Source organism: Colwellia sp. 5_MG-2023, from assembly GCF_030547795.1.
Taxonomy (GTDB): Bacteria; Pseudomonadota; Gammaproteobacteria; order Enterobacterales; family Alteromonadaceae; genus Colwellia.
Genome location: NZ_JAUOPW010000012.1, coordinates 21320 through 34444 on the forward strand (window position 1 = coordinate 21320; position 13125 = coordinate 34444).

General features: G+C 36.0%; 10 protein-coding genes. 3 read left to right on the plus strand and 7 right to left on the minus strand.

Going from position 1 to position 13125, the window contains the following annotated elements; translation table 11 throughout:
* The first annotated feature begins 97 nt into the window (after positions 1–97).
* Genes Q4496_RS09925 through sigX form a run of 3 tightly spaced genes read left to right on the plus strand, consistent with a single transcriptional unit; the run spans position 98 to position 1735 of the window.
* On the plus strand, positions 98–364 hold the full coding sequence (locus tag Q4496_RS09925) for a hypothetical protein (RefSeq protein WP_215972340.1): 267 nt from the start codon (positions 98–100) through the stop codon (positions 362–364).
* Positions 361–1188: a mechanosensitive ion channel domain-containing protein gene (locus tag Q4496_RS09930; RefSeq protein WP_252727414.1), complete on the plus strand. Its 828-nt coding sequence runs from the start codon at positions 361–363 to the stop codon at positions 1186–1188. The genes Q4496_RS09925 and Q4496_RS09930 overlap by 4 nt, the downstream gene beginning before the upstream one ends.
* Before the next feature lie 16 nt (positions 1189–1204).
* The gene (gene sigX / locus Q4496_RS09935; protein ID WP_303610389.1) at positions 1205–1735 is read left to right on the plus strand and encodes an RNA polymerase sigma factor SigX; all 531 of its coding nucleotides are present in this window, start codon (positions 1205–1207) and stop codon (positions 1733–1735) included.
* A 136-nt stretch (positions 1736–1871) separates the two neighbouring features.
* On the opposite strand, the gene Q4496_RS09940 is transcribed toward sigX, so the two are convergent.
* The 7 genes from Q4496_RS09940 to Q4496_RS09970 form a co-directional block, all read right to left on the minus strand.
* Positions 1872–2063 (minus strand): hypothetical protein, encoded by a 192-nt coding sequence (locus Q4496_RS09940; protein WP_215972338.1) that lies wholly within the window; start codon positions 2061–2063, stop codon positions 1872–1874.
* Between the two features lie 323 nt (positions 2064–2386).
* A complete protein-coding gene (locus Q4496_RS09945; RefSeq protein ID WP_215972626.1) occupies positions 2387–4951 on the minus strand; it encodes a PAS domain-containing hybrid sensor histidine kinase/response regulator in 2565 nt (854 codons plus the stop codon).
* On the minus strand, positions 4944–6092 hold the full coding sequence (nosP, locus tag Q4496_RS09950) for a nitric oxide-sensing protein NosP (RefSeq protein ID WP_215972625.1): 1149 nt from the start codon (positions 6090–6092) through the stop codon (positions 4944–4946). Before nosP ends, Q4496_RS09945 begins: the two co-directional genes overlap by 8 nt.
* 53 nt (positions 6093–6145) lie before the next feature.
* Positions 6146–8305, minus strand: coding sequence for a 4Fe-4S binding protein (locus tag Q4496_RS09955; RefSeq protein WP_215972624.1), 2160 nt, complete (start codon positions 8303–8305; stop codon positions 6146–6148).
* A gap of 145 nt (positions 8306–8450) precedes the next feature.
* Positions 8451–9971 (minus strand): aldehyde dehydrogenase family protein, encoded by a 1521-nt coding sequence (locus Q4496_RS09960; RefSeq protein WP_215972623.1) that lies wholly within the window; start codon positions 9969–9971, stop codon positions 8451–8453.
* A gap of 279 nt (positions 9972–10250) precedes the next feature.
* Entirely contained in the window at positions 10251–11975 is a 1725-nt protein-coding gene (locus tag Q4496_RS09965) for a PQQ-dependent methanol/ethanol family dehydrogenase (RefSeq protein WP_289847529.1), read from the minus strand.
* A 271-nt stretch (positions 11976–12246) separates the two neighbouring features.
* Positions 12247–13125, minus strand: coding sequence for an ABC transporter substrate-binding protein (locus Q4496_RS09970; protein ID WP_303495476.1), 879 nt, complete (start codon positions 13123–13125; stop codon positions 12247–12249).

A 13125-nucleotide genomic window follows, 5' to 3' on the forward strand; every position in this document is an offset into this window, starting at 1 on the left:
CAAGGATAAAAATTAAACATATATAAATTTAAATGTGACTTTTGAGCGACTCAATCGTTATAAGGTAAAGCGATAAAAATTATTGCTAGAGGAAAAGATGAAAAATATAGAAAAGAATATAGCATTAGAGCTTAAGCGTGATAGTGAATTTGCCTTTAATACTTCAGATGATGAGCTATTTAAGCGCGCCACAGTAACTATGAATAACCAGCAAGGCTCTAAAGACCTGATTACATTGGGTATGGCTTCTATTTGGATAGTTTTTGTTAGCATATTTATGAAAATACTAAAGCCAATATTTAAGAAAGTAGCAGCAAATCCAAAGACGATAAACACTAACACGATAAATGATGAGAACAAATGATGGATACTGAAAACATTACAGATAAAGCATATACCGGTTTTATGGTTATTTGGCATAAAGTTGTCACCTTTATACCAGACCTAATTGTTGCCATTGTTTTTTTACTGGTTGGTTGGATGATTTCTTCAATGATTAAACGTTTTTTAAATAAAACATTAATCAAAATTGGCTTTAATACCTTTTTAGATAAACTTGGTTTAGATGCTTTATTGAAAAAAATGGAAGTAACGGTTACTGGTAGCCAAATTGTTTCTAGTCTTATTTCAATATTTTTCTTGTTAATATTTTTATTAGCGGCATTAGATATTGTTGGTTTAACAGTACTTTCAGGTTTAATCGATACATTAGTTTTATTCTTACCTAAGTTACTTGCTTCACTCGCCGTATTATCTTGTGGCTTTTTTGTTGCGCAGATCGTTTTCAATGGTGTAAAAATAGCAGCTAAGAATACAGGTGTTGATTATGGCCGCTCTGTTGCTGAAGTATGTCGTGGTATTATTATTGTTATCACTATTTCGTTATCAATCACTCAACTTGATATTGATGTATCTCTGCTTAACAACATTATGACCGTTGTTATTGCTAGTGTTGGTTTGGCTGCCGCTATTTCTTTAGGAATAGGAACCAAGTCAATGGCACAAGAAATTGTAGCCGGAGTTTATTTACGAGAAATGTATCAAGTAGGCGATAACATTGAAGTAAAAGATATCAAAGGAACGTTAGCTTCTATTGGTAGTGTCGCAAGTAAAGTTATGGGTGAAAATGAATCGATAACAACAGTGCCTAATACCTTTTTATTAGCGAATAAAGTTACTAAACAATAATTAGGTTTTTTAACTTTTGAGTACCCTTACCGAACGCCAGCTTGTTGCTTTAGTGCAAGAAAGTCTGCCTTACGATACGCGTCTGTTTCAGCAATTAATCACACCATATTTGCCTGTTTTAAAAGGATATTGTGCGAAACTGCTGAATAACCTGTCTGATGCAGAAGATGTTGTGCAAGAAACAATTATTAAGGCTCTAACTCACTTGAAAAGCTTTAAGTGGGTTGGGTCTTTTAAAGCATGGTTATTTAAAATTGCACACAATGAATGTATTAATAAAATAAGAGACCGCCGTTGGGATGCCATGATCAACGATGATGAGTACCTGGAGAATTTAGTCGTAGAGAATAATGATTATGAAGATTTACCTGCGGTACTATCGGCCTTAATGAAAAACTTATCATTTGAAGATCGTAATATAATGTTATTGCGTTATCGTACTGAATTAGAGTTTCAAGAAATAGCAGATATCTGTAATTTAAAGTTATCTGCTATAAAAATGCGACATAAAAGGATTATCGAATTTTTGAAAGGGAAGTTAAGGTAATAGCGTATCTCTGAGTTTTTTCATATACGTCAAAAATACCTTTATTACCATAATAAAGGTATAGCCAAAACCTATATTTGAACTAATTTGAATTTAACAATTTATAAGGTTTTGGCAAACAACACAGAGACAATTTTTACTTATCAATCTTCAGGCGTCTGGAGTGATTTAAGGTTGGTGATTGGCTATTTAAAGTAGGCTCAGTTGCTTTAATTATGTTGTTAACAGCGCCAGGAGCTACAATTCGTTGTGGATAAGAAGAGGCTGCAGCATTAATTTTTATATTATCATTAATAAACTGACGCGTTCGTAAACTCATTTTTTTCATTTCTTTCCTTGTTATCTATCTGATTTGATAAAATTTAGTGTGAACTTTAATGTAAACTGAAAAAGTAAGAGGAATAAAAAATTTACTTTCTAGGGGTATAACGAACAATAAACGTAAAAGTCACAATATTAATTAATTTATTGTCATTAATATTAAACTAAGCGGAGTATACAGCTTAAAAGTAAAATATGAACGATAAATAACGCCTTAATAGTGCTTTATAATAAAAGCACTATTAAGGCGTTATTTTTTATGTGTCATTAAAGTTTGTTTATCATCAGGCTAGTATGTTGAACACGTTATCATGTTAATCTGAACAAAGGTTATTTTAATAAATAAAGCATGGATGTTTTTAACTTCATTGGCTTCACTGGTTTATTTAACAATAAAATACCACTTTCTTTTACTTCATCTTTTAGTTCTTTACTGTAATTTGCTGTAATCATCATTATAGGAAGAGGCTCGCTACGTGATGCGTTAATTTCTTTTGCTAATGATAGTCCGTTCACATCATCATCAAGGTGATAGTCAACAATCAAGATATCTGCTTTGTCAGTGGTAACGCTTACTTTTTGCTCCAAATGTTGTAGACTCGAAGCTGTTATCACAACACAGCCCCAGCGTTCTAACAATTGTGACATGCCCGCGCAAATGCTAGCGTCGTTATCAATAAGCCAAATTTTACTATTGGTTAGTAGTGTGGTATCGAGGTTATAATTATACTGATCACTTGCTTGTGAGACATTACTGATTTTACCCAGTGGTACTTTTACTGAAAATACGGATCCTTTACCTAATGTTGAATTTACCATAATTGGATGTTCGAGTACTTTAGATATTTTATCTACAATCGCTAAGCCTAAACCCAAGCCGTTCCGAAAGGCGGTGTGTGACGAATTTAACCTTTTAAATTCTTTAAATATTTCTTGAATCTGATCTTTAGCTATCCCAGTACCATTATCCCAAACTTCAATGAAAATATGATTACCCTTACGTCTACAGCCAAGTAAAACTTTACCATTGTCTGTATATCGAAAAGCATTTGATAGAAAATTACGTAATATACGCACGAGTAAAACACTATCACTGTGCACAATAACATCACTACGAACATGACGTAGTTCTACTTGAAATTGCCCGCTGACATGTCGATATTCACTGACTAAATTGTCGAGTAATTCGGACAATTTGAATGAGCTTTTATCCGCTTTTACAACACCAGCATCAAGTTTTGAAATATCGACCAAGGTGCAAATTAGATTCTCTAAATCATCGAGTGAATTGGAAACTGAGCGTAGTAATTTTTGGGTGTTACCTTCTAAAGGTGAGTCCATTAATGAGCTAGTGAATAGTTGTGCAGCATTTAACGGTTGCAATAAATCATGACTTACCGCCGCAAGGAACTTAGTTTTTGAACTGTTGGCAAACTCAGCTTCACTTTTTGCTTTTTGTAGGTTGATTTGTGCTTGACGACGGTCTTCTACTTCTGTCTGCAATTTATTGTTTAAGCTTTGTAATTGAAATGTTCGCTCTTGTACTCTAATCTCGAGTTCATCATGGGCTTTTTGTAAAGCGAGAGCATTTTTACGACGTTCAGTAACATCACGAATAAGTACAAAAAAACCTTGAACATCACCTTTTGCATCACGGTTAGGCACGTAGGATTTTAATAAGTAGCTTAATTCATTATTTTTGTTTTTTTCTTTAATCTCAAAAATTACACTCTCACCATTTAAAGCTCGATCGACATAAGGCTTTAACTTAATGAACTCTGACTGAACACGATTCTGCTCTAATTCTAAGCCATTTAGGGCCCCTTGAGGCCAGCCGTACCAGTCAACATAAACTTGATTAGTAAATTGATACTTTAAATCTTTACCCACATAAGCAATCATTGCAGGAACGTTATCTGTGATCAGTCGTAGCCAACTCTCACTTTTTATTAATGATTCAGCATAGCGATGTCGTGCGGTAATATCACTATAAGTTTTAATTATTTTACCGTTATTTAGACGATGATCCCTTATTTCTAGTACTGTGCCATCAGTAAGGGTTTGAGTGTAATATTCATTATTGGTGTTAAACTTGGGAGCTAAATCGAGTTCTGTTAATTTTTGCATATTATCAGTACTAGGGATCAACTGTAAAAGGTTAGAAGATAATGAACTAAGCTGTGAAAAGCGTCTATTCCATACTTCAATCTTATTTTGGTTACTAATTAACACCACACCTTGCGAGAGATTATCAATTAAGTTTTGTAATAATAATGATTTTTGTGCCATCCCTCGTTCATAACGAGCACTTTCTGCCGTTTTTACCGCCGTAATGTCGGTATAGAGCATAACCCAACCACCTTCACTGGTTCGGTGTTCGTTTAATTGAAACCATCGTTCATCTGCGAGTTGGTATACTGGGCTAGCAAACGCATCACCAGGTGATGCACGTCGAATAAGGCCACGTGTTTTAGCTAATTCTTTTAAGTCTTTTAGGTTGGCACCTTTCTTAATCGGCAACCCTGAGTTTTTCCAAAAATTAGCAAAATTACTGTTTTGTAAGATAATTCGACCTTTACTGTCGAGTAATACAAAGGCTTCTGTAATGCTTTCTATCGCATCAACAAAGCGCTGTTTGAACAGGTTAGCTTGTGCGTTAGCTAGTTTTAAAGCATGATTACTTCGTTCAAGTTTTGCTAAAGTTTCGTTTAGAGTGTGAGTCTTTTCTCGCACTTGTTCAGCTAGATGTACGGAGTGTTCAAATGCTGTATAAGGTGCATATTGATTTTCACCACTATCTTCAACACGTTGCATCAAGGCATCGTTAATTTTTTTTAATTTACTATTTTGCTGTCTTAATTGAGCAAGTTCTTCTTCTAAAGCTTGATTACTCATTAATACCTCCGGCAATGTAAACACCGGTAAATGTTTGATTTAAATGTGTACCATTAATATGCTCGCCATAGGTATTAAATCCCGCAATACTGTACTTATTATTTAACTCTCGTACTTTATTTTCGAGGCCTTTTTGTTCTATCTCTAGGCGTCTTAAAAAGCAATCACAGGCTAAAACCAACTCTGGTTTACCGTAACGCAATGATATTTCGTCTAATTTATGTACTACTGGAGCAAATATATCGCCCATTTCAACTGCCGTGAGCACAATACCAACATCGACAGCGCAGTAAAAGGTCAAACTTAAGTCAGCCTCATTAACTTTTTGAATTGAACGAATATAGTAGTGCCCGCCAACTTTAACTGCCAACGGGTTCAGTGAAAATACTTCAGGACTTAAGTCTTTCAAATTCATGTTTAATAATTTTGCATATTCAAGCGCTGCCGGCTCAGCATTTAGTTCATACACAGTTCTACTGTCTGCATTTGCGGCTGTCACGACTAATTTTTCTATCGGACGGGCAATATGATTACAGTTAAAGACTTCAAAAGATAAGATAGTATTTACCATGATGACAATGGCTGAATTTTGATAAAAACTTCCTTGATAATAGACATGTGTTTTCGCTAAACTAATATCATCACCGGCAGAGCCGCCAAAGTGAGGGATGCCTCTACAAGCAGAGTTTAGTGTTACTAAAAATTGCTCTTCGTTGGAAGAAAGTCCATCGAGCAATGTAAGTAAAAAACTATTGTTTTTAATGTCGGTTAATTTTTTAGCTTGGCACTGTTCTATCAGTTCGTTGATGGTTGATTGTGCGCTGATGGTGTCGAATGTTTCCATTGATTCAATTAAGGCTGAACTGATGGCAAAGTATTGGCTAGAAAATCCAATCGCAACAATAGAGTGCTGCTTGTAACCTTGCTGGCTTACTTCTCCTGCAGTTGTGCAGCCAACAATTTCGATGTCCTTGAAAGTACTTTCCATTGTTTGTGCTAGTGTGTACAGCGCATAAGTTGATGAGCAATAAAATAATATAAAACAGATATTTTCTTTATTAAGCTGCTGGTAGAGCTCTTGGCTAGCAATTAATGGATCGGTAGCTGTACTGACTGCGGTTATTGTTTTTATTGGCTGCATAAGGTTACCTATTAATTTTATTGTTATTATACGCCTACCATATTATTGACTCGTTATAGTTCAATATAGTTAACCGTTATCGGTGTAGACGTTGTTGCATTCTTTTTTCTCTTTGGTTTATTTGAATATTTATTAACAACACACTGTTGTGGGCTCTCAATAGTAACTAAACATTCCAAACATTGAATACACTCCCCGTAATCAATTGAACCGTCTTGGTTTATCGCATCTATTCCACATTTCTTGTTACGACAAAGTTGGCATGGTGTGCCACATTCTTTGCGTCGTCTTAACCACTTAAAAATAGGATAGCGACCAATGATAGCAAGGCCAGCGCCTAACGGACATAAATAGCGACAATAAAACTTATGAATCTTCAAGCTCAGTGCTAATAATAAAACAACATAGAGAACAAATGGCCAGTAACGTACAAAATTTAATGTAATACTTGTTTTAAATGGTTCAATTTCGGCAAGCTTTTCGGCAATACTAAGCGAATAAAAAGAGCTACCAACTAATAATATCAACACGGCATATTTTATTTTTTGCGCTCTACTATGATGATGTGGTTTTATTTTAATTTGTTTTATCTTTAACTTGTTGGCGATTAATGCGGCAAATTCTTGCAAGGCACCAAAGGGGCATAACCATCCACAAAACAAGCCTCTGCCAAATAAGAATAAACTGATAAAAACAAAAATCCAAAGAATAAAAATAATGGGATCAAGTAGAAAAACATCAATATTAAACCCTTGCCATATCGATAATAGTAGTGTGTAAATGTTGACTACTGATAATTGACCTTGCGAGTAAAATCCGATAAAAAACAGGACGAAAGTTAATGACGCAAAACGTAATTTATGTGTCTTTTTAACATTTTTAGCAATGGTTTCTTGTTTAATAAACAACCAAGACAAAAAGAAGAGGTAAGCACTTAATATTAGTATTTCAAGCTTACGCTCTATCCAGATTTTTAACCATAAAGGTTGTTTTTTGTCTGGATTAACTTCTACATCTTTATGAATAAATAAATAGTCAGGTAAGGTATTATCAATTGTAAAGCTATACTGATTTTTAGATAAAAAAGACTGGTTGTAATTCAATGTTAGGGATAACGATAAACTTTTATTTAATTCGAAACCAGACTGAGCTTTTATACGAAAGACTTTTATATCAGTAAAGTCTGGAACTGCTTGTATAAATGACGGCTCATAATAGCTATAAAAGTCGATATCACGAAGATCAACCGGCAGTGTCGCTTGTTGTCCTGTTAAACGACTAGGTACGGTTTGGGGGATAAACTCATCACTAACAAAAGCATATTTACCACGACCAAATACCATTAATGCGTGTTCATCAGGCTTTAAGCTTTCAATTAAGCGTTGATATTCTTGTTCACCTAATAAATTTTTACCAATAATAGGCACATGGACAAAAGCAAAGTATAAATCGATAAAGTCATTTTCTCCTTCGCTTACTTGGTTAATTTTATTTATTAAGCTTGAGGATGATTTATCAACAATTGCCAGTGCTTGATCACGTGTAACTCGCCAATGTTTAATAAGGTTTTCATTTAAAAGTTCAGCGAAAGTGAGCACTTTATAGTAGTCAGGATTAATACTGGTTCGTGATGGAGCAACAAAACCAGAGAGCCGCTCTCGAGCGACCTGAATAGCGGAGGCGGTAATGGTGTCATTAATAACTAATACTGATATCGTCGCCTTCGTGACTCCATCAATATATGTTGCACCAAGCGAGTCTTTATTTCGTGCATTCACGATGAAGCGCTCTTTTACTGAATGTCCTTTAAATTGCTTAATAAAATCAAACATTGGCTCTTCACCTAAGCCATGTAAAAAGATCGGTTCATTGTGCTTTAATATTTTTAATCCGGTAAATACACCGTCGGTATCAATACCAATTAGTACATTAATTGTTTGGCCAGAAAAGCCAATGAAATTGACAAAATCATCAGATTCGAAAACATAACCTAAGAGTTCATTCAGTTGATAAACTGGTGTAACAGGAATTTCTTTATCGATAGGGCCAATGCGAGTTGCGCTAGGAAAAATATGGGCAATATCATCCTCAATGGATGTCGCATTTGGATTTGTTTGGTTATTGAAAGCTAAAGCGGTAAAAGAGGGTGATAACATAAAAAAAAGGGTCAGGGTTACCCACAATATTAACGGGTTTACTTTTTTAGAATGCATGTTAACACCCAAAGAAATTGTTATAGCCTTTACTTCATATTTAGTCATATGCTAAGTAAAGGCTATATAAATTGTTTAATTTTTTGTTGGCTGAATGAGCAGCATTACTCCATAGTTGGCACTCATTCAGTCAACACTATTAAGCTTAGAAGAAGCCTAAAGGACTTGTGCTGTAGCTCACTAATAAGTTTTTAGTTTGCTGATAATGATCAAGCATCATTTTATGAGTTTCGCGACCAATACCTGATTTTTTGTAACCACCGAAGGCAGCATGAGCAGGGTATAAATGGTAACAGTTAGTCCATACACGTCCAGATTGAATACCACGGCCCATACGATGAGCAACGTTGGCATCACGTGTCCAAACACCAGCACCTAAACCAAATGCACTGTCGTTAGCGATAGCAAGCGCTTCAGCTTCATCTTTAAAAGTGGTCACGGCAATAACAGGCCCAAAAATTTCTTCTTGGAAAATACGCATTGAGTTATTACCTTTCATGATTGTTGGCTGAATGTAATAACCGTTGCCTAGTTCATTTACTAAGCTTTCTTTATCGCCGCCTGTCAGTACTTTAGCACCTTCATCTTTACCAATAGTTAAATAGCTCATGATTTTATCGAACTGTTCTTCAGATGCTTGAGCACCAACCATAGTTTCAGTATCTAGTGGATTACCACGAATAATTTTATTCGCTTTAGCGATAACTTTTTCAATGAATTCATCAAAAATATCTTCTTGGATTAATGCACGAGAAGGACAAGTACAAATTTCACCTTGGTTGAAGAAACCTAATACAAAGCCTTCAGCACATTTCTCAAGGAAATCATCTTCAAATTGAGTAATGTCATTAAAGAAGATGTTTGGTGATTTACCACCTAACTCAACAGTTGATGGAATTAAGTTTTCAGCAGCACATTTTAATATATGTTGACCGACAGGTGTTGAACCAGTAAAGGCAATTTTACCAATACGTGTACTTGTTGCTAAGGCTTCACCAGCTTCTTTACCATAGCCGTTTACAATATTTAATACGCCAGGAGGAAGTAAGTCTGCGATAAGCTCAATTAATATTAAAATACTAACAGGCGTTTGTTCTGCTGGTTTTAGTATTATACAGTTACCAGCAGCAAGGGCAGGTGCAAGTTTCCATGCCGCCATTAAAATAGGGAAATTCCAAGGAATAATTTGACCAACAACACCAATAGGCTCGTGGAAGTGATAAGCAACAGTGTCGTCATCTATTTGAGAAAGTGTGCCTTCTTGAGCACGAATACAACCAGCATAGTAACGGAAGTGATCAACACTTAACGGAATGTCAGCTGCAAGAGTTTCACGTACCGGCTTACCATTATCCCATGAATCGGCAACAGCAATAGTTTCTAAATTTGCTTCAATTCTATCGGCAATTTGCAATAAAATATTTGAACGTTCTTGTACTGATGTTTTCCCCCATGCTACTTTTGCTGCATGAGCAGCATCGAGTGCTAATTCAATATCTTCCGCACTTGAACGTGGTATTTTACAAATCTCTTCGCCTGTAATAGGGGTTGTATTGGTAAAGTAATTACCCTTAACAGGAGCAACCCAATCACCGCCGATAAAGTTTTCATATTTAGGTTTAAAAGAAACGACAGAACCTTCACTGCCTGGGTTTGCATAGATCATATATCACCTCGTAATTAGATCAGTCAGAGTAAGACTCTTTTCCTTGATCTTGTTTATGTATACTTTGATTGTTACCAAAGTGTTTTGGTATATCTATAATAAGGTTGATAAGGCAAGTAAAACTATTATCCCTTTGCATTGAAAACATCATACTTTAGAAGGAATAGGCTCTTTTATGCTGGTTTTTATATCTTTTTTTTAATTAATTCGTTGCAACGTATTAATTAAAAAAAAGGCTTTTGAATAAATTCAAAAGCCTTTTTTAAACGGTTGTTAAGGTTATTTAGGCAGTTTAAATGTCCACACACTGCCACCTTGGTTAAAGTGTTTCACACGCTCGGCAACATCACCGCCCCATAGTGGTACAGCGCCACCCCAGCCAGATAAAACAGAAATGTATTGTTCGCCATTCATATCCCAGGTTACCGGAGTACCAACAATACCTGAGCCGGTATTAAACTTGTATTTTACTTCACCTGTTTTAGCATCAAGTGCCAATAAATAACCTTCAGGATTACCGGTAAATACTAGGTTACCTGCGGTAGCAAGTACACCACCCCATAATGGTGAGTAGTTATTGTAACGCCAAACAACATTACCTGTTTTAGGGTCAATTGCTTTTAATACACCAATATAATCTTTATTAATTGGTTTAATAGTAAAACCAGCACCTAAGTAAGCTGCCCCTTTTTTATAGGCAGTAGGTTCGTTCCAGATATCCATTTCCCATTCATTTGAAGGCACATAGAATAGTTCAGTATCTTGACTGTAAGCCATCGGCATCCAGTTTTTACCACCTAAGAAAGCAGGGGCTGCAATAACAGTGCTACCTTTATTACCATCTTTTGATTTGCTTGGATCGCTTGGTCTATTGGTATCATCGTAAATTGGACGTCCTTTATCGGTTAGTCCTTTAGCCCAAGTGATTTTATCAACAAATGGGAAGCCTCGAATAAAATCGCCATTCTCACGGTTTAATACATAGAAAAAGCCGTTTCTGTCAGCTGTTGCCGCAGCCTTAACTGTTTTACCATTTTCTTTATAGTCGAATGGAATCAGTTCATTAACACCATCGAAATCCCAACCGTCATGTGGTGTTGTTTGGAAATGCCAAACAATTTTTCCGGTATCAGGATCTAGTGCTAAACGCGATGATGAGAAAAGGTTATCGCCTGGACGTAAATGTGAGTTCCATGGCGCTGGGTTACCTGTGCCAAAGAAAAGTAGATCTGTGTCAGCATCGTACGTGCCACCTAACCAAGGAGCAGCACCACCTGACTTCCAAAGATCACCTGGCCATGTTTGTCCTGGTTTGCCACCAGAAATACCATTCTCCATTTTTTTACCATCTTTCCAGATGTAACCCATATGGCCTTCAACTGTAGGACGTTCCCAAACTAGTCGGCCATTTTTAGCATCATAAGCTCTTACTTTACCTACTACGCCAAATTCACCACCAGCAACACCTGTGATGATTTTACCTTTAACAACAATTGGAGCAGCAGTAATTGAATAACCGGCTTTATAATCTTCTACCGTTTTTTTCCAAACGACTTTACCTGTATCTTTATTAAGAGCAACAAGTTTGGCGTCAAGGGTACCAAAAATAACTAGGTCGCCATATAGCGCAACACCACGGTTAATAACATCACAACAAGGCATAATACCGTCAGGTAAACGAGCATCATATTGCCAAATTTCGTCACCTGTATTTACGTCAATAGCGTATGCTCTTGAGTATGAGCCAGTAATATACATAACGCCGTCTTTAATCATCGGTTGAGATTCTTGACCGCGTTGTTTTTCGCCACCTAATGAAAATGCCCATACTGGACGTATTTCTTTCACTGTGTCGATATTTATTTTATCAAGAGGGCTGTAACGTTGTCCTCTTAGACCCATTCCATAAGACACAATACTTTCAGTGGTCATTTGGTCTTGTGCAATATCTTTATCGGTTACATAAGCATTTGCTATACCTGTTAGTGATAAAGATATCGCCATGGATAATGACAATACCTTGGTTTTACATGTTGTTATCATTGTTATTTCCTCTCGGGTTGTAAATTTTTGGTTAAAGATCATGTACTATGTTTACTTACCTGCTGTCATTAATAAGCTTGTTTATCAATCATAGATATGAATAAACGTTGAAGCAGGCTATAACGATATTAAAATGTCTCTATTTACTTATATATGACTCGGCAGTAGCGTTTTTTTCATCATTTAGTATGATTAAAGGGATGAAGTTGACTATTGTATATGTCGACTAGTCTTATTCTACTTCGGCGTAATAATCAGGCACTTGGTAGATAGCATTATATTGAGTGAAAATGTCTTTCATTGTTCCTTGAGTTACCATCGCCTGAACAATATCGCCAATAGCATAGCCTAGTTGGCGATAATCACTTTTTATTGCCATTCCAATATCCCATTGTTGTTTGCCTATCATTGGAAAACCATTATTTGCTAACACATAGGTTTTTGGATCAAGTTGCTGTTGATAGTGACTGATTTGACTACGTAGCCCCATAACCGCATCAACTTTATGTGTTTGCATGGCCGATATCGCTAACGGTAGAGAAGGAAATTGTTTAGTTTTGTCGCGCATTCGGCCATTGAAGACCGATAATAGATAAAATTGAGGAATGGAATCGACTTCAACACCAATGTTATGGTATTGAAAAACGGCCATGGTACTAACATCTTCAATTTTGTTTTTATTGAAAATGATTTTCCACGATTCTGTATGGTAAGGGGCAAACATATGTACTTGTTCATGTACAGGTTCGCCAATATCGTCTCTAAGGTTAGAGTATGCTTGATCATAAGGGATTCTGAGCATTAAATCTGCAATAGTGCGGTTAAGATAATGTCCTTTCCAAATATTATTGCGTAAATCACCTTCTACATCTTCATCTGCTGTTACCCATCTGATATGCAGTTCTACGCCTAATTCTTTGGCGATATGTTTGGCGACTTCGACATCAATACCTTTCTCTTTACCGTCTTCTTGGTATGAAAAAGGTGCATAATCTCGATAAACAGCAACAGTGATCTCTTTGCTTTCAATAATATCATCGTAAGATCGGGCAAGAGCTGTTGAGCAAAGAATGCCGCAACAACTTAGCCACAAAATTAGCGCATTTAAAAT